Here is a 21,201-nt window from a genome sequence, read left to right on the forward strand (position 1 = left end):
TAGATTTGTTGATAAAATGTTACAAAACTATAGTGGTCAGAGGTCTAATAAGAAATCAATCAAGGAAGATTGAACATGAATCCAGCCACGCTGTGGCGCAGTGCATTTATGCCGCGCCAAACTCAATGGACAAGAACACAACAACGTCAAGCTGACATCCTTTCTCTATTCACTTTCATCGCTTTTCTCGTCGGGATCTACAGCCTGATCAAATGGTCCAAACATGGACATGAAAGCTTAATCTTCACCTCAGTACTCTTAATTGCACTCGAACTGGTATCCGCTTTCAGCCTGAAGTGGTTCAAGCAACCGGCATTGTCGCTCAATCTTGGCTTTGTCGGCATGTCGGTACACGCGCTCAATATCATTTACCAAAGTGGTGGTGTGGTTGATTCTACGCAAACCTATTGGGTTCCTCTGTTAGTTGTCGCTTTCTTCTTATCTGGCACTCGCATCATAGCGATCTCTTGGAGCGCGTTAGTGATAGCGGTTTCTGCGTTCATGACATTCCAGCATGTGTCTGGTGTTAGTTTCCCTCAACTCGTGTTGTCTGAATCTGCGCAGCGTGTAGAGATATGGTCGGGTACTGTGCTACCACTGGTGGTGATTTGTATTGCACAAGCCTTTACTGCCAAGCAGCGAGATATTGCGATTGAAAGTGCTGAGAAAGCCAAAGCAGAGAGTGAGTTGGTGGCGCAAAAGGCAACAGAAGGGGAGTTGCGTTTGGCCGAGGTACTAGAGCAAGCAAACCAGAATTCGACTGAGCTCAAGCAAGTTTCCCAAGTGCTCGATAAACAATCTTCTCAGTTAGATGTTCAAGTGAATGCACTTAATGTAAACAGTGAATCCCAAGCCAGCGCGGCAGAGCAGATGAGCCAGCAAGTGCATCATATGGCGACAGGGATTGAAGAGTCGGGCAAGTTCGTTGAAGAGTTGCGTGAGAAAAGTGAAGAGGTTCACCAACAAGCGGAGAAAAGTTCTGAGTTGCTCGAAGACTCCACCCAAGCTATCAGCCAAATAATCAGCAGCCATGAAGACATCATGAAAGTGGCAGACTTAATTACGTCGGTCGCGGAACAAACCAATCTATTGGCACTCAATGCGGCAATTGAAGCGGCAAGAGCGGGCGAGCAAGGTAGGGGCTTTGCTGTAGTTGCCGACCAAGTACGCGATCTTTCTGCCAAGAGCAGTGAGTCCGCGGTGGAAATTCGCAACTTACTTGATCGCAGTGAGCAAGAAGTAAAGCATGGTCAAAGTGTTGTGACGTCAAGTACCGAGCGGATGAACACCATTATTCAGCAAGTGACCACTATTTCTCATGATGTACAGAGCCTGTCCAGTATCATGGCAACACAAATGACGGCACTCAAAGAGTTGGATGAAGCGAGCAGTGAGGTCGCCAATGGCGTAGTTAACACCAAAACCATCGCTGAGACGGTAGCGCAATACGGCGCTGAGCTGAACGGCCAAGTAGTCGCAGTGCGTAACCTCACTCAACAGCTTGATCAAGTTGTCTCAAAAATCTAAACCCACTGCATAAAGAACTGGATGTCTATCCAGTTCTTTATTATCCTGTCGCAAATTCATTTCCAAAGAGTATTTATAGTGATTGGACGTCTTCGCGGCACTCTGCTTGAAAAGCAACCACCTGAAGTTTTAATTGAAGTTAATGGCATTGGTTATGAAGTTCAGATGCCAATGAGCTGCTTCTACGAACTGCCAAATGTCGGCGAAGAAGCCATTATTTATACTCACTTTGTTGTGCGTGAAGACGCGCAATTGCTTTACGGTTTCAACACAGTAAAAGAGCGTGCACTTTTCCGTGAAGTGATTAAAGCGAACGGTGTTGGTCCTAAGCTAGGTCTGGGTATCCTTTCTGGCATGACGGCAAGCCAATTCGTTTCTTGCGTAGAGCGTGAAGACATTTCAACGCTTGTAAAACTTCCGGGTGTTGGTAAGAAGACGGCTGAACGCCTCGTCGTTGAAATGAAAGACCGCCTGAAAGGTTGGGGCGCTGGTGATTTGTTCACTCCGTTTACCGATGCTGCACCTGCGGACGCTGGTTCTGCGGCTTCTAACAACGCAGAAGAAGAAGCAATCAGTGCGCTTCTTGCTCTAGGCTACAAGCCGACTCAAGCGTCGAAAGTGGTTTCTCAGATCGCTAAACCGGATATGACCAGTGAGCAACTGATCCGTGAAGCACTAAAATCGATGGTGTAACGGAAAGTCCAAGGGAACAATATGATTGAAGCCGATCGTTTAATCGCGCCAGAAAATCCTTCGTTTCGTGAAGAAGACGTCATCGACCGCGCGATTCGTCCTAAGAAGCTGGCGGATTACCAAGGTCAGGATCACGTGCGTGATCAGATGGAGATTTTCATCAAAGCCGCTCAACTGCGAAATGAAGCGCTTGACCACCTTTTGATTTTTGGTCCTCCAGGTTTGGGTAAAACCACGCTTGCGAACATCGTTGCCAATGAGATGGAAGTGAACATTCGCACCACTTCTGGCCCTGTGCTTGAGAAAGCTGGGGACTTAGCAGCGCTGTTGACCAACTTAGAAGAAAACGACGTGCTGTTCATTGACGAGATCCACCGCTTAAGCCCAATGGTTGAAGAGGTGTTGTATCCAGCAATGGAAGACTACCAGTTAGACATCATGATTGGTGAAGGTCCAGCTGCTCGTTCTATCAAAATTGATCTGCCTCCTTTTACTCTGATCGGTGCAACGACGCGCGCAGGATCTTTAACTTCGCCACTTCGTGATCGTTTCGGTATTACGCAACGCCTTGAGTATTATAAAGTGAAAGACTTGCAAGATATCGTTCAGCGTAGTGCGGATTGTTTAGGGCTGTCGATGGAATCGGAAGGGGCGTTGGAAGTTGCTCGCCGTGCTCGTGGTACACCTCGTATCGCTAACCGCCTGTTACGCCGCGTTCGTGACTATGCCGAAGTTAAAGGCAATGGGCATATTTGTGTAGAAACGGCAGACAAAGCCTTGAACATGCTCGATGTGGATGCTGAAGGTTTCGATTATATGGACCGTAAGCTGCTATTAGCGATCATGGAGAAATTTGGCGGTGGTCCTGTCGGTTTGGACAACATGGCGGCGGCGATCGGTGAAGAGAAAGACACTATCGAAGACGTTCTTGAACCATATCTAATCCAACAAGGCTATTTACAACGCACCCCGCGTGGGAGAATTGCCACCGATCGTGCTTATCTGCATTTTGGAATTGAAAAGTAAGATTCCATATTTGACAAATGCGTGCTTGATATTTCACCAAGAGTGATGAGAGTCTCATTTATCAAATCCCAACTAATACTTTTTAGGTAAGAGCATTTTATAGATTGTTAATACTATGTTCTTACCTAACTCTGACAAAACTCTCCTGATTACCTCCCATTAACATACTCATCGAATATCGGTTGATCTGGATCAATGTGATGGATTTTTGTGCAAATTCACAGATGAAATATTGATATACATCAAAGCGGAATCCCGCCATAAACCTTTTGAAACAATCTGTTTTTAGAAGTAATATTAGCCCTAGCTATATTAGCTGATGCTTAACAATTAACTAACCAATGAAGCACATTTTTGCAACAAGATGCTGTGATAATTCAACATCTTTCAAGTGTAAATAACACTTGTGTATGGAATGCAATATGTAGAGAGTGTCATTCAGCCGACACATAGGAGTTACCATGATTGACGTAGTTGATCTGTCGCGGTTGCAGTTTGCACTGACAGCGATGTATCACTTCCTATTCGTACCATTGACTCTTGGTATGGCCTTCCTTTTGGCCATTATGGAATCAATGTACGTAATGACGAACAAGCAAATCTATAAGGACATGACCAAGTTCTGGGGTAAGCTATTCGGTATTAACTTTGCACTTGGTGTGGCTACCGGCCTAACCATGGAGTTCCAGTTTGGTACGAACTGGTCTTACTACTCGCACTACGTGGGTGACATTTTCGGTGCGCCACTGGCGATCGAAGCACTGGTTGCGTTCTTCCTGGAGTCAACTTTTGTTGGTCTATTCTTCTTCGGGTGGGATCGTCTATCAAAACGTCAACACTTAGCGGTAACCTGGCTGGTTGCGCTTGGTTCTAACTTCTCTGCACTTTGGATTCTTATCGCAAACGGCTGGATGCAAAACCCAGTTGGTGCAGAATTCAACTTCGAAACCATGCGTATGGAAATGGTGAGCTTTGCAGAAGTTGTACTAAACCCTGTAGCGCAAGTTAAGTTTGTACACACAGTAGCATCTGGCTACACGTGTGGTGCAATGTTCGTGTTGGGTATCAGCTCATACTACCTAATCAAAGGTCGTGACATCGCATTTGCTCGTCGTTCATTCGCGATTGCAGCTTCATTCGGTATGGCAGCAATCCTGTCTACTATCGTGCTAGGTGATGAATCTGGTTACGAGCTTGGTGAAGTACAAAAAGTGAAACTGGCAGCAGTTGAAGCAGAATGGCACACAGAGCCAGCGCCTGCGGCATTTACGCTGTTTGGTCTTCCAAACCAAGAAACGATGAACACTGATTACGCAATCAAGATCCCTTACGTTATGGGTATCATCGCGACTCGTTCATTTGACGAGCAAGTAACAGGCCTACATGATCTGCGTGAGGAGCACGTTGACCGCATCCGCACGGGTATGTATGCGTACGAATTGCTTGAAAAACTGCGTGCAGGTGACAAATCTGAAGCAAACATGACTGCGTTTGACGAAGTGAAAGGTGACCTAGGTTACGGCCTACTTCTGAAGCGCTATACCGACAACGTCGTTGATGCGACAGAAGACCAAATCCAAGCTGCTGCGGATGACTCTATCCCAACAGTGTGGCCGCTATTCTGGTCGTTCCGTATCATGGTTGCGTGTGGCTTCATTATGCTATTCGTCTTTGGTGCTGCATTCGTTCAGACATGTCGTCAGAAAATTGAGCAGAAACAATGGATTCTTAAAGCTGCGCTATTCAGCATCCCTCTACCTTGGATTGCGATTGAAGCTGGTTGGTTTGTTGCAGAATACGGTCGTCAACCGTGGGCTGTTGGTGAAATCCTACCAGTACACGTAGCAGCGTCAGCATTAACCGCTGGTGAAATCTGGACTTCACTATTTGCAATCCTAGCGCTATACACTGCGTTCTTAATTGCAGAAGTATACCTAATGGTGAAATTCGCTCGTAAAGGTCCAAGCAGCCTGAAAACTGGTCGCTACCACTTCGAGCAGAATGCTGACTCTGTTGAAGACAAAGTTAGCCGCCAAGTAGAAGCGTAAGGCAAGGAGACAACAAGATGTTTGATTACGAAATCTTGCGATTCATCTGGTGGGTACTGATCGGTGTTCTACTAGTTGGTTTTGCAATTACTGATGGTTTCGATATGGGTGTAGGCGCGCTTGTACCTATTATCGGTAAAAACGACACTCAACGTCGTGTAATGATTAACTCAATCGCTCCGCACTGGGATGGTAACCAAGTTTGGCTTATCACCGCTGGTGGTGCATTGTTCGCAGCTTGGCCTTTGGTTTACGCAACATCGTTCTCTGGTTTCTACCTAGCGATGATCGTTACCCTAGCGGCACTTTGGCTACGTCCAATCGGTCTCGATTACCGTTCAAAGATTGAAGATAAAAAGTGGCGCAACACTTGGGATATCTGTATCTCAATCAGTGGCTTCGTTCCACCAATCATCTTCGGTGTTGCGTTTGGTAACCTTCTACAAGGTGTACCATTCCAATTGAACGATTTCCTAATGCCAACGTACCATGGTTCATTCTTTGGTCTACTAAACCCATTTGCTCTGCTTTGTGGTCTAGTGAGCTTGTTTATGATCCTAATGCAAGGTGCAACTTGGCTTCAAATGAAGACAACTGGTGAAGTACATACTCGTGCTCGTAACGTAGCTCAGCTAACTGGTCTACTAACAGTGGTTGCATTTGTAGTAGCAGGTTTCTGGATCCAAAGCATCGAAGGTTACGTAATCGTAGGTGGTATCGACACAGCAGCCGCTTCTAACCCTTTAAACAAAGAGGTTATCCGTGAAGCTGGTGCTTGGATGAACAACTTCGAAGCTTACCCACTGCTATGGGCTGCACCTGTACTGGGTGTTGCAATGCCACTTCTAGCGGTATTGGCATCTCGCCTAGAGAAGTGTGGTATTGCATTCCTAACGTCAAGCCTTGGTAATGCTGGTGTTATCTTCACTGCTGGTTTTGCAATGTTCCCATTCGTAATGCCTTCAGACCTAATGCCAAACCAAAGTCTGACAATGTGGGATGCAACTTCATCTGAGCTGACGTTGAACCTAATGACAGGCGTTGCGTTTGTTATGGTTCCAATCATCCTGGCTTACACGTCTTGGACTTACTACAAGATGTTCGGTCGCTTGGATGACAAGTTTATTGAAGAAAACAAAAACTCACTTTACTAAGGAGCGATCACTATGTGGTATTTCGCATGGATTCTAGGTGTACTACTTGCTTGTGCATTCGGTATCATCAATGCTCTTTGGTTAGAGCATACTGAAATGATGGATAAAGACAGTGAGTAATCTCGCTGACAAGGTAGCAAAACTTCACGAACCAATGGACAAGACTCTGTTGAGAGTCTTGGCCTTAATCCTCGGCTTTATGCATGTTGGATTGGTGATGTGGGACCCAAATGCGTATCATCGAGAGATTGGTGGCTTTAACGCATTTATTGCACCAGCGCTGATTTGGGCATTATGCTCCAGCATGGTATATGGGGTAGGTTTCAAACCAAGAAACTGGTACTGGCAAGTGTTGTTCAGTCCTTATTTCTCACTTGCTATCTTAAGTTATCTAACTGCACTGTATTTCATGTAAGCGTTACGTTCTGAAATAAAGTCGGTTATTAAATCATCGAAATAAAAGCCAGACTTATTGTCTGGCTTTTATTTTTTCTACAAAATTCAAAAATATTCCCTTCGCTCAGTACCAATTACTGCCGCTTCAGTTATAGTAATTGCTTTAAAGAATTGAAATTACTGGTACTCCCTTGCAAGGCACATCAAATCCCTTCCGCTGGCCGATCACCGTGTATTACGAAGATACCGATGCGGGTGGCGTTGTATATCACTCTAATTATTTAAAATTCTTTGAACGTGCACGCACTGAGATGTTGCGTGCAAAAGGCATTTCTCAGCATGTGTTATTGGAACAAAACATTGGCTTTGTTGTCCGACACATGGATATCGATTTCAACCAAGGGGCGAGACTGGACGAGCATTTGACCGTTCTTACCCGAGTGTCAGAAATAAAACGTGCATCTCTGCAATTCTGTCAAGAATTAGTCAATGATGAAGGCAAAACATTGTGCAAGACAATTGTTAAGGTAGCATGTATCGATAATAAGAAAATGAAACCAATAGCTATCCCATCTTTTATCAATTCGGAGCTAACAAATAGTGACTGCTGATATTTCCATTTTAGATCTCTTTCTTCAGGCCAGTCTGTTGGTAAAGCTTGTGATGTTGACCCTGTTAGGCATGTCAATTGCGTCATGGGCGATGATCATTAAGCGCAGCAAAGTATTATCTCAAGCATCAAAAGACGCTGAGTCGTTTGAAGACAAATTTTGGTCTGGTACCGATCTTTCACAGCTATACCAGAAAGTAAAAGCTCGTAAAGACGAGATTGGCGGTACAGAAGAAATCTTCTACGCAGGTTTCACTGAGTTTGCTCGACTACGTAAGAGCAACGCTAACTCTCCTGCTTACATAATGGAAGGCACTGGCCGAGCGATGCGTGTTTCTGTAGCTCGTGAAGTCGATGAGCTAGAAACAAGCCTGCCTTTCCTTGCGACAGTCGGTTCTATTAGCCCATACATCGGCCTATTTGGTACGGTTTGGGGCATCATGCATGCCTTTATTGCTTTGGGCGAAGTAAAACAAGCGACGCTTTCTATGGTAGCACCTGGTATTGCTGAAGCTTTGATTGCAACCGCAATGGGTCTGTTTGCGGCGATTCCAGCGGTAATGGCGTACAACCGTCTAAGCAATAAAGTGAGTAAGCTTGAGCACACATACGCGACTTTCTCTGAAGAATTCCACAGTATCCTGCATCGTCAAGCAATGGCAGGCAGAGATGGCTCGGATAAGGAATAGTCGATGGCTGGCTATCAACCTAAAAAGCGTAAAATGACAGCAGAGATCAACGTCGTTCCTTATATAGACGTAATGCTCGTGTTGTTGATTATTTTCATGGCAACGGCTCCATTTGTTACTCAAGGAGTTGACGTTGATCTTCCAAAAACGTCGACTGCAGAATCGATGCAAGAGCTGGCGGGTGATACTGATAGCAGTTTCATCATCATCGAAATCGATCGTGACGGTAATTTAGGACTAAGCGTGAATGATGAAGAAGTCCAGCGCGGTCTATCTCTGCAAGATGTCATTGTTCGAGTAAAAGCGGAGCGCGAAATCAAACCGGATTCGCCAGTTGCAGTTGGTGGTGACGCGGCAACGCCTTACGCAGACGTAGTAATTCTGCTTGATGAGTTAAGTCGTGCTGGTATTCCAAAAGTTGGTCTGATGACTGATATCAGGGAATAGACATCGAAGATCTATGAAAGACAACAAGAAAAAAGCCAAAGAATATACCAAACCGATAGCGATATCGGTGGGTTTGCATGCGCTGTTAGTCGTGGCGTTGCTTTGGGGGACGGATTTCACCATGTCTAAACCCGAGCCAACAGGGCAAATGGTTCAGGCGGTGGTGATTGATCCAAAACTTGTTCAGCAGCAGGCGAAAGAGATTCGTCAGCAGCGCGAAAAAGCCGCGAAGAAAGAGCAAGATCGTCTTGATAAGTTGCGACGAGAAGCTGAGCAGCTTGAAAAAAACCGCAAAGCTGAAGAAGAACAGATTCGCAAGCTGAAAGAACAGCAGGCAAAAGACGCCAAAGCAGCTCGTGAAGCCGAAGCGGCTCGTAAGAAGAAAGAACAAGAACGCAAGGCAGAAGAAGAGCGCACTCGCAAAGAGAAAGAGCGAGCTGCAAAAGCGGAGAAAGAACGTAAGGCCAAAGAAGAGGCCGTTCGCAAAGCTGAGCAGGAGCGTATCGCCAAAGAAGCAGCAATCGCTAAGGCAGAGCAAGAGCGTGTAGCACGTGAGAAGGCAGCGAAAGAAGCTGAGGAAAAGGCTCGACGCGAACGTGAAGCGGCAGCGAAAGCCGAACAAGAACGTATTGCGAAAGAAAAAGCCGCCAAAGAAGCAGCTGAAAAAGCACGCAAAGAAAAAGAGCGTCTTGAGCGATTAGAGCGTGAACGTAAAGAGCAAGAAGCTGCGCTTGACGATATCTTCTCTGGGTTAGAAAGTGAAGCGAGTCAGAATACCGCAGCTCGAAACCAGTTCGTTGATGATGAGTTGGCGCGTATGTCTTCAATCTATACTCAAAACATTCAGCAAAGGCTGATTAAGGATGATTACCTGTTGGGAAAGGAGTGTAGGGTAAACATCAAACTCATTCCGACAGGGACAGATATGATGGTTTCAGGAGTTACGGTCCTTGGTGGAGATTCAAGGGTGTGCGCCGCTGCAAAAAGTGCGATCGCTCAAGTGGGTACTTTCCCAAAATCTACCGAAGCTTCTGTGAACGAAAGACTTAAAGATATCAACTTAACCGTTGCTTTAGACTAGAAGGAATAAGACGTGATTAAACGCCTTTTACTAGGAATGTTTGTACTGCTTGGCAGTATAACGAACGTGGCTCACGCTGCATTAGAGCTGGTCATTACTGATGGTATTGATTCAGCACGACCAATTGCTGTTGTTCCCTTTAAATGGGAAGGAAGCCAACCACTGCCGACAGATGTTTCTGCTGTGATCGCATCAGACCTTCAGCGTAGTGGTAAATTTAGCCCGATCCCTACCAACAAGATGCCTCAAACGCCTTTTAACGAATCTGAGGTTAACTTTGATGCTTGGACCAGTCTTGGCGTTGATGCTCTGTTAACAGGTAGCATTACTCAAAATGCGCAAGGCAATTTTGTTATCAACTACCAGCTAGTTGACGTAGTTCGTGGTCAGTTGACCGGTGGGCAGAGTCGAGCGCTTGGTGAAGATGGTGAACTTGTTCTGTCTAAGGATCATGTACTGTTCAACAAGGTTGCAACGGTTGAAGCCCCACGAATGCGTGAATACGCTCACCGTATCTCCGATTTGGTATACGAGCAATTGACGGGTGAACGCGGTGCGTTTATGACTCGCATTGCGTACGTGGTGGTGAATGATAAAGATCGCTTCCCTTACCAGCTTCGAGTCGCTGATTATGATGGTTTTAACGAGCGATTAGTCCTTCGTTCAAAGCAGCCATTGATGTCACCAGCTTGGTCGCCTGATGGTCAAAAACTAGCATACGTAAGCTTCCAGAACGGCCAAGCTGAAATCTTCATTATGAATATTTATACGGGTGAGCGTGAGAAGGTTACGTCATACCCTCGTCATAATGGTGCGCCAAGATTCTCACCGGATGGTAGTAAGCTGGCGTTAGTGTTGTCTAAGACGGGATCGTTACAGGTCTACACTTTAGACCTAAAAACTCGCAAGCTGACACAAATTACGCGTGGCAGATCAAATAATACAGAACCATTCTGGCATCCGGATGGAAAATCGTTGATTTTTACATCGGATAGGGGTGGTAAACCACAGATTTATCAAGTAAATTTGGGCGATAGTTCAATTAATCGTCTGACGTGGCAAGGTAGTCAAAACTTGGGTGGTCAAATTACTCCTGATGGCCGATTCCTTATTATGGTGAATCGAAGCAATTCAGGCTTTAATCTGGCAAAGCAAGATTTGGAAACTGGTTCATTGCAAGTACTTACTAAAACCCTACTTGATGAGTCACCGAGCATTGCCCCAAATGGTGGCATGGTGATTTACAGCTCGATTTACAACAAGAAAAATGTACTGTCGATGGTGTCTATTGATGGTCGATTTAAAGCTAGATTACCGGCAACAAATGGGCGTGTCAGAGCTCCCGCATGGTCTCCGTTTTTGTAGCAATAAGTTTGATTAATGAAGGAAAATAAGATGCAACTTAACAAGGTTCTAAAAGGACTACTAATCGCACTTCCTGTAATGGCTGTTACAGCGTGTAGTTCTAGTGACGACGCTGCTTCTAACACTGGCGCAGAAACTAACAACTCTGCGGAGACTACAGTAGTAACTCCAATTGACCCAAATGGTCAGCTAACAGAGCAAGAGCTAAAAGAGCAAGCACTACGTGAAACTCAAACAATCTACTTCGCGTTTGATAACTCAACAATCGCTGGTGATTACGAAGAGATGCTAGCTGCTCACGCTGCTTACCTAAGCAAGAACCCTGCGCTTAAAGTAACGGTTGAAGGCCACGCAGACGAGCGCGGCACTCCTGAGTACAACATCGCTCTAGGCGAGCGTCGTGCTCAAGCAGTTGCTAACTACCTACAAGCACTAGGTGTACAAGCAGATCAAATCTCTATCGTTTCTTACGGTGAAGAAAAACCACTTCTTCTAGGTCAATCTGAAGAAGTTTACGCTAAGAACCGTCGTGCGGTTCTAGTGTACTAATCTGAGGTAAACCTCATGTTCAGTAACACTAAGCGCGCTGTTACGCTTACGTTACTGGCAAGTGCAGCGAACTTCGCGTTCGCTGCACCAGCTCCAGTATCAGACCTCAACAGCACCTCATCGACCGCATCACAGACTCGCTCGGGTCCAGAAACTGATATCGAACGTCTAGAGCGTTTGCTACAAAATCGCAATCGCGTTCAAGTACAAATGCAGGGACAGATTGATCAGATGTCTCAGGAAATCAGTGATCTTCGTGGTGAGTTAGAGCGCAACAGCTATGAAATGCAGCAAATGCTTAAGAGACAGCGAGAGTTGTTTGTAGAGCTTGATCGTATTCGTGGTGAAATGAAAGCGGCTCCAGCTGCGGCAGAGAAGAAGCCAGCTGAAACAGGTGGTAAGTACAGTTCTAATGTAGATGAGCAAACCGCGTATCAAAATGCGGTTGACCTTATCCTTAAAAAACGTGACTACACCGGCGCGATTGCAGCTTTCCAGCAGTTCCAGAAAGATTACCCTGATTCTACCTATTCAGCGAACTCACACTACTGGCTAGGTCAGCTGTACTTTGCTAAGAAGCAGGACAAAGAAGCTGTGAAGAGTTTTGCGGCGGTTGTTTCTTACAAAGAATCTAACAAGCGTGCAGACGCATTGGTTAAGCTAGGTGATATCGCTGAGCGTAACAACAATGCTGAGCAAGCGAAGAAGTACTATCAGCAAGTTGTGGATGAATATCCAGGCAGTGCTTCGGCGAAAGTCGCTAGCTCTAAGCTGAAGTAAACAAAGTCAAAAGGGAGCCTAGCTCCCTTTTTCTTTGCTCGCTCTTTTCAAGGTATAACAAAGATATACGGCTAGACTGCTACAAATTCCGGTTACGGGTTGGTTTTTGAAAATCAACAAGGTTACAATACTCGGATTAAAGGAAGTTGCGTAGAGCAAGAGCAATGAGCCACATATTAGATAAAATCGATACAGTTTACCCATTCCCACCAAAACCAATCCCATTAAGCCAAGAAGAAAAAGCCGATTACATCGCGCGAATCAAAAAGCTGCTTAAGGAAAAGGACGCGGTATTAATCGCGCACTACTACACCGACCCTGAAATTCAAGCTTTAGCTGAAGAAACCGGCGGTTTTGTTGGTGATTCGCTAGAAATGGCAAAATTTGGTAACCGCCACCCTGCAAGCACACTGATCATCGGTGGTGTTCGCTTTATGGGTGAATCAGCAAAGATCCTAACGCCTGAAAAACGCATTCTAATGCCAACGCTAGAAGCGGAATGTTCGCTTGACCTTGGTTGCCCGGCGGACAAGTTCAGCGCGTTCTGTGACGCTCACCCTGACCACACGGTAGTGGTATACGCAAACACCTCAGCTGCAGTAAAAGCACGCGCAGATTGGGTGGTGACTTCTAGTATCGCTCTTGAAATCGTTGAGCACCTAGACGCGGAAGATAAACCAATCATCTGGGGCCCTGACCGTCACTTAGGTTCTTACATTGCGAACAAAACTGGCGCCGACATGTTGCTATGGCAAGGTGAGTGTGTGGTTCACGACGAGTTCTCTGCAGATGCACTACGCAAGATGAAGAGCGTATACCCAGATGCGGCAATCCTAGTTCACCCAGAGTCACCAGCAAGTGTGGTTGAGCTTGCAGATGCAGTTGGTTCGACTAGCCAGCTAATTAAAGCGGCGAAAGAGCTACCTCATCAGCAAATGATCGTCGCTACTGACAAAGGTATCTTCTTTAAGATGCAGCAGCTAGTGCCGGAAAAAGAACTGATAGAAGCGCCAACAGCAGGTGCAGGTGCGACGTGTCGTAGCTGTGCACATTGCCCTTGGATGGCAATGAACGGTCTTAAAGCGATTGAAAAGGCACTGAGTGAAGGTGGTGCAGAGCACGAAATCTTCGTTGATGAAGCACTGCGTGTGAAATCACTCATCCCGCTGAACCGCATGTTGGACTTCGCAGAGCAACTAAACATGCAAGTAAAAGGCAACGCTTAGTTGCTCAGTCTTGTTTAGGCAAAGCTTGCTAAGACAAATCGCAAAAACCAGCCGAATGTGGCTGGTTTTTTTATTTCTTACAATCAATAGGTTAGTATTTAGTTATAGCAATCAGAAAGGAATCGGAAACTTATGGCTGTATGGCTAGTACTGAAAAAGTGGCTAAGTACCCATCTTTTTAAGTTGAGCAACCGAAATCTTCTCGTCATTAGTGGCGCCTACATTGCCATCTCGTGGTTGTTGCTGGCTCTTGCAGGAGAGCATGCACTGACCGATAACTTCTCAAACTTCATTTACTACCTCATGGTGACCGCTTCAACGGTTGGCTATGGCGACTTATCACCCTCAAGTGATATGGGTAAGTGGGTAGTGGTGTTATTTATTATCCCTGGCGGTTTGAGCTTATTTGCTGCCATTTTGGGACGAGTTGCAGGCGGGGCGATTGACTATTGGCGAGCAGGCATACTGGGTAAACGGAGAGTAAGAGTGGAAAACCATATCGTATTACTGGGTTGGAATGGCGCACGCACTATGCACCTTATCCGCATGTTACAGCATGAAGAAGAGGGCAAACGCCCAATCGTGTTATGCAGTCGTTCAGATATTGAAAACCCATTACCGGGTGAAATTGGTTTTATTAAGGTGAACAGTTACACCGATGCGCAAGAGATGAAGAATGCCAACATTACCGGAGCTAACTGTATTATTGTTGATAATCTTAGCGATGATATTACTCTCTCGGCCGCCTTGTATTGTGCTTCGGTCAACCCTGATGCACACTTGCTCGCCTACTTTAAAGATGAAGCATTGGGACGATTGCTCAGTCAGCATTGCCCTAAGGCAGAGTGCATTCCAGCGGTAGGCGCAGAGATGCTTGCCAAAGCTGCAGTGGATCCAGGTTCAAGCGCGTTACACCAAGAATTACTTGCCTCTACACGAGGTATGACGCAGTACTCAGTGATTTACCCACAAGATCAACCGACGACCAGCGTGGAAAAGATCTTCGGATTTATCAAGAAGCATCACCAAGCAACGTTGATCGCATTCGATCTCGGCGACGGGATTGAACTCAACCCAGACTTAAATGCCCAAGTGCCGCCAAGCACTAAGCTGTTTTATATTGCCGACGAGCGAATTGATGACTTCGCTTGGACTGACATGAACAAGGATAAATAATGCATATGATTGCCGGCCTGTTAGCGGGTTTCCCTAACTTTCTTCTCTACTTCTCCGTTTCGATCGTTTTCGTACTGGCGTTCAAATTCGTCTATGTAAAACTGACACCGTACGATGAATGGCATCTGATCAAAGAAGAGAAAAATACCGCGGCGGCAGTCGCATTAAGTGGGGCGTTCCTTGGCTACTGCCTCGCTATAGCGGGTGCTGCAACCAACTCAGTCAATATTATAGATTTTATGGTATGGGGTCTCGTTGCGATGCTGGCACAAATAATTGCGTTCGGTATTGTGCGTTTTATTCTGCTGCCGAAAGTATCGGAGCGTATTGAGAATGATGAAGTACCAGCAGGCATTGTTTTAGCTGCCGTCTCTGTGTCTGTCGGTGTGCTTAACGCAGCCTGCATGACCTACTAGGAGGTTCGATGAAACGCAGTTCCAATGTGAAACGCTCCTCAATGGACAAGAGTTTTAAGGTCGGGCGAATCATTCCATTCGTTGCTTTCGGTGGGATTTTTTTCCTCGCAACTCAAGAATCAAAAACGGAAGGCTACATCTACGTCGATGCTGATGAGTGTAAATCTGCTGCGCCTGAGTTCAGTGAGCAGTGTGAAATCGCCTACCAAGAGGCAATGGCACGTGCAGAAGAAAACGCACCGCGCTATAACAATGAGTACGAGTGTGAAGACGACTTCTATGAAGACGATTGTTATTACAGCTCGCGCCATCGTTCTTATGTGCCGTTTGTGGGAGGATACTTCTTCAGCCGTGCAGTAAGTGGTTTAAGCGGTTACAACAAAAGCTACTACTCAGAGCCGATGTATCGTTATAAATCGAAGTATTACAACGGTGCAGGGCAGTTTTACGGTTCTTACCGCAATCAATCCACTAAGGTCGCTACCAGTAACCTAAATAAGCGCGGTGGCGGTACGATTGGTCGTGTGATGTCTCGCGGTGGCTTTGGTAAAGCGGTGTCAGTAAGCCGCGGCGGTTAACTGAAATGTTTCGACGAGAAATACTAGAAAGAGAAAACTGGCGTGAATTAGCACGCCAGTTTGGTTTTGGCTTCCATTCTATGTACGACCAACCGTATTGGGATGAGAGTGCTTACTATCAATTTACCCTTGAGCAGATTGAGAAAGACATTGAAGACCCAACGGAAGAGCTTCATCAAATGTGTCTTGAAATCGTCGATCAGGTTGTTCGAAGTGAGCAGTTACTGACGCAGTGTGCGATTCCCGAAGCCATGTGGTCGCAAGTCGCTTCTTCTTGGCAGCGAAGAGAGCCATCCCTCTATTCAAGAATGGACTTTGCTTACAACGGCTCATCGCCAGCAAAGTTGCTAGAGAACAACGCAGATACACCAACGTCATTGTTTGAAACTGGCTTTTGGCAGTGGGTATGGTTAGAAGACGTTGTCAATAAAGGGCGTATTCACCAAAGCGCGGATCAGTTTAATATTCTGCAGGACTTTCTGATTGAACGCTTTGCTGACATTGCCAAATTGCAGCCGGGTCAAACGCTGCATTTTAGTTGTTGCAAATACACCGAAGAAGACAAAGGTACGGTGCAATACCTAGAAGACTGCGCAAGGGAGGCTGGGTTAGCAACCGCTTTTGTTTTTGTTGAAGATATTGGTGTGACACAAGATGGGCAATTTGTGGATGCTGATGGCAGAGCGATTCGCTGGATGTTCAAACTCTACCCGTGGGAGTTTATGTTCGAAGAGGAATACAGCCAGTATCTCGCAACATCGAGTGTGAACTGGTTAGAGCCAATGTGGAAATCGATTCTGTCTAACAAAGCGTTGTTGCCCTTGCTTTGGGAGAGATTTCCAAATCATCCGAATCTTTTACCCGCGTATTTTGCCAATGATCCAAAAGCGGCTAGCTTAAAAGACTACGTTATTAAGCCTTTGTTTTCTCGCGAAGGTGCCAACATTGAGATTGTCAAAAATGGTCAGCGATTGGTGAAAATACCGGGTCCGTACGAATCGAACCAAAACATCGTTCAACAATATCATCCGCTACCGAAATTTGGCTCAAGCCATACTTTGATTGGAAGTTGGCTCGTGAATGACAAAGCAGCAGGGATCTCGATTCGAGAAGACAGCAGTTTAGTGACTCAAGATATGGCGCGCTATATTCCTCATATTATCCTTTGAGTGGTAGCGTTGGCTTGGTTTGCTCAAAATATTTGTTTCGTAAAAACTAAGCCTCTCGAGTTTGAGAGGCTTAGGACAGTGATTAACTACGATTCATCAGTGGCTATGTATGTGGCCATTTGCTTCTACTGCTAACTCAACCTCGATCGTTCCTGCATGTTTAAATTGCAGCGTCATCGGAAATCGTTCCCCCTTTTGGTAGGACTGCTTAGGATTGAAAATCATCAGGTGATAGCCGCCTGGTTGGAACATCACGGTTTTCATTGAGCCAATTCGAACGCTGTCGATTTTTTTCATCATCATCATTCCGTCGCTCATCTCGTGAGTGTGTATTTCCACACGTTCTGCAATCGGGGTAGAAGCACTGATCAAGAAGTCATCTTTGCTTGAACCATTTTTTAGTTGGAAGAAACCAGCAATCACGGTCGCATTCGGTGGGGCTTCTCGACTCCAAGGATGATCTATTTGAATACTATCCTTTGCATATTCATGAGCACTCACGGGTGCGATGAGACAAACAGATAAAAATAGGGAGATGATTTTTAGCGCTTTTTTCATAATTATTTCCGTTAATTGTTGTTGGTTTACCAAGTGAGGTTGCCTTGGTAGACGAGCCAAAATGCAGTTTGCTGGGTTTGAAGAATGGATTCGTAGTTGGTTTGAAATCTCAAAAGTTGATGCATGGCAAAGTGCCAGTTAGCAATAGCGCTGATACGCTGTGGAGCATGACCTTTAGCATCTAAAACCTGTTCGAATTCAGCGTTGGTTTTGGTTACCTCATTGTCTGTTATTAACCAGTCATAACGTGCGCCCATCTCAAGATTTTGGTACTGCCAACTTAACTGTGTAGACACACCGTGTTGAAATGCATCTAGCTCAGTTCGAATTTGCTGTGAATCCGTTAGAGTGGCATTTAGCCTTTGGCCCATCCATTCCACTTGCCAGTTAAAGTTGTTCCACTTTAGATCGGCGCCGAAGGTCAACAGGGTAGTATCACCGTCATAGGTTAAGTTGCTAGAGGCGGTGTGAGCATGACTGTGACCATCATTTTCCGCTTGCTTTCGCGAAGTCGCGTTAAAATAAGCCGCACTTGCTATCACTTGCAGTTGGTAATCCGCTCTCAGTTGATACCAATTGGCAGTCAAGCCAAAGGCGGCAGGCGAAGCGGAGCTACTATCGTACTGGGCAGGGTACTCGCTGCCACGACCAAGCCAAATAGTGGTGTCGTAACGGTTTTGAGCAAAGGTCAACTGAACACTATCATCGCTGTATTGACTACCAAGAAACGCTTGCTGGGTTAGTGAAGCATCAAGAAAACGCCAGTCGTGTTCGTGAACACCGTTATATAGCCCTATTGGGCTGAGTTGACGACCTATGCGTAGTGTCCAATCTTGATGCAGGTGGGGTTGCAGCCATAGTTCTTCAAGTTCTATAGACTCGCCATGGTGACTACCAATGATAAGTTTTGCCGCTAGAACGTTATCTACACTTGCCAAGAACCCAAGCTCGCCATGCATCAGCTGCAATCCTTCTTCGTAGTGAAAGGCTTTTGCATCCGTCACAACACCAGGAATTGAGTATGCCGTCTCTCTGTCGGTCTGATAGTAGCCAACTTGAGCAAAAAGGTTTGACTGTATATCGACCTCATCGAGCCAATCAGTTTGAGCTTGCTTAGCATGTAAAGGGAGCGTCACCAGCAAGCTACCCATAATTATTAGCACTTGCTTCATGACTTATCCTCTTGAGTAAACGGGTTCGCATAGCGAGGGTTAGAGATAAATGTCTCATCACTCAGAGCATGTAAAAACATCAGCATGTCTTGTTTCTCTTGTGCACTGAGGGTGAACCCTTTGACAAATTCACTCTTATTTGGGTTCTTTCTACCATCTCCTTGATGCTCACCAGAAGTGATGTTGCGACCACCATTGGCGTAGAAATCCAACACTTCGCCGAGTGTGGCGATACTACCGTCATGCATATAAGGCGCGGTGTAGGCGATATTTCTCAGCGTGGGTGGGCGAAATTTCCCTTTGTCTTTTGGATCTTGAGTGACGGTGAACAAGCCATTGTCTGCAATGGGATAGCTGCCTTTGCCATCAATGTTGTAAAGCCCCGTGTTAAAGAAAGGGCGCGAGACAAATACAGAGTCATCATGCAAGGTTGAATCGCTAAAATTGAAGCCATTATGGCAATGGAAACATTCCATTTTCTCGCTGTTAAACAGATCCTGACCACGCATCGCTGAGCTGCTCATGGTGCCGCGATCAAAATCTGAGTCTTTAGAGATCAAGGCTCGGTTGAAGACGGCAAGCGCTTTGATCACATTAGGAAACGTGACAGCGTCTTGCTCGTTGGGAAAAGCCGCATTGAACATATTTTGATAAGCCGTTTCACGACGGAATCGGTTCAATATCTCTTCTCGGTTCGCATCATTGATGCCCATCTCGACAGGGAACTCACCAAATAAAGGGATCACCAATTGCTGTTCGATCTCTTTCAAGATGGGGTTTGCCCAAGTGTAAGAAGCGTTATAAGCGATGTTAGTGAGCGTTTGTGAGTTGCGGTGCAACACTTCTCCTGTCGAGCCCGTTGGCACTTTTACACCGTCTGAGAATGCTAACGCTTGCTGGTGGCAAGATTCGCACGACATGGTTTGGTTGCCAGAAAGGTTCTTGTCATAAAAAAGATGACGTCCAAGTTGAAACTTTTCCTCTGTCGCAGGGTTATCTGCTGGCTCTTTAGGTGGTGGAAGTGAGCCCGTTTGAAAGTCAAAGCCAAATTCATTTTCGGCGTTGGGTGGTATCACGGTGTAATCCGATTCGCTGTCACAGCCTACGATGGCAAAAATCGTGAGCGATGCCAGCAAACCGCACTTCTGGTTTACTGACATAACAATTACTCCACTGAAACCCAAGCTTGAGAGCTACTACAGTTACCAGCAGTGCATTCGCCGGTCTCCAAATCTAGACCTAAGTTGTCATAGATGCCTTGGCAATCAGGGTCTGTGCTAGACGACATACAACCAGGAGGCGTATTTGGGGTATTAAAGGTAATGTCGTTGTTAGTGACTAGGCGCTGATAATCGAACACAATCACATTGGTTGCGGCGTCGAAGTCATCAAATTGGTAGGTTGGTCGATTTGGACGAGACGAGGCACAATCGATGGTTTCCTGTGTCGCATCCACGACTTCACAGCCTGTGGTTCCCAAATGAATATTCCAACCATTCACATCCATACGCAGATGCTTATGCCCGTTTTGCCAGCTCCAGTTCATGCCCATTACATCCAATGGTGAGATAGCGTCGTCACCGTCAATCCCGTAGTGGTTGAGCGCGGCAGGAACGCCTAAGGTAAAGCGAACCCCAGTATAGTTACCTTGGGGTATTTGACCTTTGATTTGATGGTTAAGTGCTGCATTACCATTTGCACAGCTGTCCGAGCCAGTTTCAAAGTCTAACAGTGCAACGTTTTTGTATTGCCATTTGCCATCCTGAATCAGCTCAAGAGGGGTTGCTACGCCATTGTTGTCAAGCAACTCGACTTCAGAAAGGTACATACGGACATCTTTAAACTCTGGGTTTGTATTGGCAGTGCCTGCAATTGCATTTTCCATCAGTTGACACTGAATGTCTTGTTGACCAACACGAGCTTTAAATTCAAGCGTGACATTTTGTAGTGAGGTTTCTGGGGTTGTTGTTGAGTTAGAGTCAGAACCGCCACCACATGCGGCGAGTAGCCCGCAACTGATTGTGGTAAAAAGAGATTTTGCAGTTGAAATACGGTTGAACATAGACTTTCCTTTCTAATTATTTTCGCAAGTCAGATTTGAATTCCAAAAAAAGTACGTGCGAATTTGTGCCGCTGTTTTGGTTAAACGCGGTCATTGATACCCAAGCATCTCGAGGCTACTTAGGTGTATTGTTATTTGAATTATTGATATCGACGTAGAAGCGCCGAATTAAGCAAGGAAAGTCTGAGGTGGGGATTGTTTTGGCGCGAGAGCAAGGTAAAGCTTTTGCTGGCACTGAATAGGTAAATCGGTATTAAAGCGTGGAGTGACGCGACTAAGCCAAAGAATGATAACCGCTAGAACCATCGCCATGATAGCGATAACGAACTGGCACACATCCAGTAAAGGGCAACTGAACTTTAATGGATCGTGAATCTCACTATCCGGTGAAATAGACATGGCGTTGTCGGCGATAAGCTCTTTAATGTCGACCCACTTGAAGCTTCTGCAGTACAGAGTAGGACTTTTTCATCCTGAGC

Annotated in this window: 24 protein-coding genes; 19 read left to right on the forward strand and 5 right to left on the reverse strand. The window is 45.8% G+C overall.

Going from position 1 to position 21,201, the window contains the following annotated elements:
* Window positions 1-75 precede the first annotated feature (75 nt).
* From B853_RS05105 to B853_RS05195, 19 genes are all read left to right on the forward strand, one after another.
* Window positions 76-1,527 (forward strand): methyl-accepting chemotaxis protein, encoded by a 1,452-nt coding sequence (locus B853_RS05105; protein ID WP_038885843.1) that lies wholly within the window; start codon window positions 76-78, stop codon window positions 1,525-1,527.
* Between the two features lie 78 nt (window positions 1,528-1,605).
* Window positions 1,606-2,220, forward strand: coding sequence for a Holliday junction branch migration protein RuvA (gene ruvA / locus B853_RS05110; RefSeq protein WP_010447275.1), 615 nt, complete (start codon window positions 1,606-1,608; stop codon window positions 2,218-2,220).
* A 21-nt stretch (window positions 2,221-2,241) separates the two neighbouring features.
* Window positions 2,242-3,246: a Holliday junction branch migration DNA helicase RuvB gene (ruvB, locus tag B853_RS05115; RefSeq protein ID WP_038885844.1), complete on the forward strand. Its 1,005-nt coding sequence runs from the start codon at window positions 2,242-2,244 to the stop codon at window positions 3,244-3,246.
* A gap of 461 nt (window positions 3,247-3,707) precedes the next feature.
* A complete protein-coding gene (gene cydA / locus B853_RS05120; protein ID WP_010447279.1) occupies window positions 3,708-5,294 on the forward strand; it encodes a cytochrome ubiquinol oxidase subunit I in 1,587 nt (528 codons plus the stop codon).
* Window positions 5,295-5,311: 17 nt separating this feature from the next.
* The gene (cydB, locus tag B853_RS05125; protein WP_010447280.1) at window positions 5,312-6,448 is read left to right on the forward strand and encodes a cytochrome d ubiquinol oxidase subunit II; all 1,137 of its coding nucleotides are present in this window, start codon (window positions 5,312-5,314) and stop codon (window positions 6,446-6,448) included.
* 12 nt (window positions 6,449-6,460) lie between these two features.
* On the forward strand, window positions 6,461-6,568 hold the full coding sequence (cydX, locus tag B853_RS05130; RefSeq protein ID WP_000270285.1) for a cytochrome bd-I oxidase subunit CydX: 108 nt from the start codon (window positions 6,461-6,463) through the stop codon (window positions 6,566-6,568).
* Window positions 6,561-6,863: a cyd operon protein YbgE gene (gene ybgE / locus B853_RS05135; protein ID WP_010447290.1), complete on the forward strand. Its 303-nt coding sequence runs from the start codon at window positions 6,561-6,563 to the stop codon at window positions 6,861-6,863. Before cydX ends, ybgE begins: the two co-directional genes overlap by 8 nt.
* A 172-nt stretch (window positions 6,864-7,035) precedes the next feature.
* Window positions 7,036-7,455, forward strand: a complete 420-nt coding sequence (gene ybgC / locus B853_RS05140; protein WP_010447291.1) for a tol-pal system-associated acyl-CoA thioesterase — start codon at window positions 7,036-7,038, stop codon at window positions 7,453-7,455.
* A complete protein-coding gene (gene tolQ, locus B853_RS05145) occupies window positions 7,445-8,143 on the forward strand; it encodes a protein TolQ (protein ID WP_010447293.1) in 699 nt (232 codons plus the stop codon). Before ybgC ends, tolQ begins: the two co-directional genes overlap by 11 nt.
* 3 nt (window positions 8,144-8,146) lie before the next feature.
* Window positions 8,147-8,590, forward strand: a complete 444-nt coding sequence (gene tolR / locus B853_RS05150; RefSeq protein ID WP_038885846.1) for a protein TolR — start codon at window positions 8,147-8,149, stop codon at window positions 8,588-8,590.
* A 13-nt stretch (window positions 8,591-8,603) separates the two neighbouring features.
* Window positions 8,604-9,671 (forward strand): cell envelope integrity protein TolA, encoded by a 1,068-nt coding sequence (gene tolA, locus B853_RS05155; RefSeq protein WP_010447297.1) that lies wholly within the window; start codon window positions 8,604-8,606, stop codon window positions 9,669-9,671.
* A gap of 12 nt (window positions 9,672-9,683) precedes the next feature.
* A complete protein-coding gene (gene tolB, locus B853_RS05160; RefSeq protein ID WP_081641217.1) occupies window positions 9,684-11,036 on the forward strand; it encodes a Tol-Pal system beta propeller repeat protein TolB in 1,353 nt (450 codons plus the stop codon).
* Window positions 11,037-11,066: 30 nt separating this feature from the next.
* On the forward strand, window positions 11,067-11,585 hold the full coding sequence (gene pal, locus B853_RS05165) for a peptidoglycan-associated lipoprotein Pal (RefSeq protein WP_010447301.1): 519 nt from the start codon (window positions 11,067-11,069) through the stop codon (window positions 11,583-11,585).
* Window positions 11,586-11,600: 15 nt separating this feature from the next.
* Window positions 11,601-12,365, forward strand: coding sequence for a tol-pal system protein YbgF (gene ybgF, locus B853_RS05170; RefSeq protein WP_038885849.1), 765 nt, complete (start codon window positions 11,601-11,603; stop codon window positions 12,363-12,365).
* Between the two features lie 164 nt (window positions 12,366-12,529).
* Complete coding sequence (nadA, locus tag B853_RS05175) at window positions 12,530-13,591, forward strand: quinolinate synthase NadA (protein WP_128826814.1); 1,062 nt, start codon at window positions 12,530-12,532, stop codon at window positions 13,589-13,591.
* 132 nt (window positions 13,592-13,723) lie between these two features.
* Window positions 13,724-14,767: a potassium channel family protein gene (locus tag B853_RS05180; RefSeq protein ID WP_038887177.1), complete on the forward strand. Its 1,044-nt coding sequence runs from the start codon at window positions 13,724-13,726 to the stop codon at window positions 14,765-14,767.
* Window positions 14,767-15,183 carry a DUF350 domain-containing protein gene (locus tag B853_RS05185; protein WP_038887178.1) on the forward strand — a complete coding sequence of 139 codons (417 nt, stop codon included), beginning with the start codon at window positions 14,767-14,769 and terminating at the stop codon, window positions 15,181-15,183. Before B853_RS05180 ends, B853_RS05185 begins: the two co-directional genes overlap by 1 nt.
* 8 nt (window positions 15,184-15,191) lie before the next feature.
* The gene (locus B853_RS05190; RefSeq protein WP_038887180.1) at window positions 15,192-15,761 is read left to right on the forward strand and encodes a DUF1190 domain-containing protein; all 570 of its coding nucleotides are present in this window, start codon (window positions 15,192-15,194) and stop codon (window positions 15,759-15,761) included.
* A gap of 5 nt (window positions 15,762-15,766) precedes the next feature.
* Window positions 15,767-16,930 carry a glutathionylspermidine synthase family protein gene (locus tag B853_RS05195; RefSeq protein WP_038887182.1) on the forward strand — a complete coding sequence of 388 codons (1,164 nt, stop codon included), beginning with the start codon at window positions 15,767-15,769 and terminating at the stop codon, window positions 16,928-16,930.
* 96 nt (window positions 16,931-17,026) lie between these two features.
* Here B853_RS05195 and B853_RS05200 read toward each other — a convergent pair whose 3' ends face one another.
* The 5 genes from B853_RS05200 to B853_RS26875 all read right to left on the reverse strand — a co-directional run bounded on the left by B853_RS05200 (window position 17,027) and on the right by B853_RS26875 (window position 21,121).
* Window positions 17,027-17,488: a copper chaperone PCu(A)C gene (locus tag B853_RS05200; protein WP_038887184.1), complete on the reverse strand. Its 462-nt coding sequence runs from the start codon at window positions 17,486-17,488 to the stop codon at window positions 17,027-17,029.
* Between the two features lie 26 nt (window positions 17,489-17,514).
* Window positions 17,515-18,660 (reverse strand): hypothetical protein, encoded by a 1,146-nt coding sequence (locus B853_RS05205; RefSeq protein WP_038887185.1) that lies wholly within the window; start codon window positions 18,658-18,660, stop codon window positions 17,515-17,517.
* The gene (locus B853_RS05210) at window positions 18,657-19,820 is read right to left on the reverse strand and encodes a methanobactin export MATE transporter MbnM (protein ID WP_038887186.1); all 1,164 of its coding nucleotides are present in this window, start codon (window positions 19,818-19,820) and stop codon (window positions 18,657-18,659) included. Before B853_RS05210 ends, B853_RS05205 begins: the two co-directional genes overlap by 4 nt.
* A 5-nt stretch (window positions 19,821-19,825) precedes the next feature.
* A complete protein-coding gene (locus tag B853_RS05215) occupies window positions 19,826-20,722 on the reverse strand; it encodes an MbnP family copper-binding protein (protein WP_038887187.1) in 897 nt (298 codons plus the stop codon).
* Window positions 20,723-20,890: 168 nt separating this feature from the next.
* The gene (locus B853_RS26875; RefSeq protein WP_428843296.1) at window positions 20,891-21,121 is read right to left on the reverse strand and encodes a hypothetical protein; all 231 of its coding nucleotides are present in this window, start codon (window positions 21,119-21,121) and stop codon (window positions 20,891-20,893) included.
* Between the last annotated feature and the right edge of the window lie 80 nt (window positions 21,122-21,201).

The organism is Vibrio rotiferianus CAIM 577 = LMG 21460 (assembly GCF_002741985.1).
GTDB classification, from domain to species: Bacteria; Pseudomonadota; Gammaproteobacteria; order Enterobacterales; family Vibrionaceae; genus Vibrio; species Vibrio rotiferianus.

What these genes read in the sequence shown, in the direction of transcription:
- B853_RS05105 (WP_038885843.1), top strand. Translation starts at nt 76, where the DNA reads ATGAATCCAGCCACGCTGTGGCGCAGTGCATTTATGCCGCGCCAAACT.
- ruvB (WP_038885844.1), top strand. Translation starts at nt 2,242, where the DNA reads ATGATTGAAGCCGATCGTTTAATCGCGCCAGAAAATCCTTCGTTTCGT.
- cydA (WP_010447279.1), top strand. Translation starts at nt 3,708, where the DNA reads ATGATTGACGTAGTTGATCTGTCGCGGTTGCAGTTTGCACTGACAGCG.
- cydB (WP_010447280.1), top strand. Translation starts at nt 5,312, where the DNA reads ATGTTTGATTACGAAATCTTGCGATTCATCTGGTGGGTACTGATCGGT.
- cydX (WP_000270285.1), top strand. Translation starts at nt 6,461, where the DNA reads ATGTGGTATTTCGCATGGATTCTAGGTGTACTACTTGCTTGTGCATTC.
- tolR (WP_038885846.1), top strand. Translation starts at nt 8,147, where the DNA reads ATGGCTGGCTATCAACCTAAAAAGCGTAAAATGACAGCAGAGATCAAC.
- tolA (WP_010447297.1), top strand. Translation starts at nt 8,604, where the DNA reads ATGAAAGACAACAAGAAAAAAGCCAAAGAATATACCAAACCGATAGCG.
- pal (WP_010447301.1), top strand. Translation starts at nt 11,067, where the DNA reads ATGCAACTTAACAAGGTTCTAAAAGGACTACTAATCGCACTTCCTGTA.
- ybgF (WP_038885849.1), top strand. Translation starts at nt 11,601, where the DNA reads ATGTTCAGTAACACTAAGCGCGCTGTTACGCTTACGTTACTGGCAAGT.
- nadA (WP_128826814.1), top strand. Translation starts at nt 12,530, where the DNA reads ATGAGCCACATATTAGATAAAATCGATACAGTTTACCCATTCCCACCA.
- B853_RS05180 (WP_038887177.1), top strand. Translation starts at nt 13,724, where the DNA reads ATGGCTGTATGGCTAGTACTGAAAAAGTGGCTAAGTACCCATCTTTTT.
- B853_RS05185 (WP_038887178.1), top strand. Translation starts at nt 14,767, where the DNA reads ATGCATATGATTGCCGGCCTGTTAGCGGGTTTCCCTAACTTTCTTCTC.
- B853_RS05190 (WP_038887180.1), top strand. Translation starts at nt 15,192, where the DNA reads ATGAAACGCAGTTCCAATGTGAAACGCTCCTCAATGGACAAGAGTTTT.
- B853_RS05195 (WP_038887182.1), top strand. Translation starts at nt 15,767, where the DNA reads ATGTTTCGACGAGAAATACTAGAAAGAGAAAACTGGCGTGAATTAGCA.
- B853_RS05200 (WP_038887184.1), bottom strand. Translation starts at nt 17,488, where the DNA reads ATGAAAAAAGCGCTAAAAATCATCTCCCTATTTTTATCTGTTTGTCTC.
- B853_RS05205 (WP_038887185.1), bottom strand. Translation starts at nt 18,660, where the DNA reads ATGAAGCAAGTGCTAATAATTATGGGTAGCTTGCTGGTGACGCTCCCT.
- B853_RS05210 (WP_038887186.1), bottom strand. Translation starts at nt 19,820, where the DNA reads ATGTCAGTAAACCAGAAGTGCGGTTTGCTGGCATCGCTCACGATTTTT.
- B853_RS05215 (WP_038887187.1), bottom strand. Translation starts at nt 20,722, where the DNA reads ATGTTCAACCGTATTTCAACTGCAAAATCTCTTTTTACCACAATCAGT.
- B853_RS26875 (WP_428843296.1), bottom strand. Translation starts at nt 21,121, where the DNA reads ATGTCTATTTCACCGGATAGTGAGATTCACGATCCATTAAAGTTCAGT.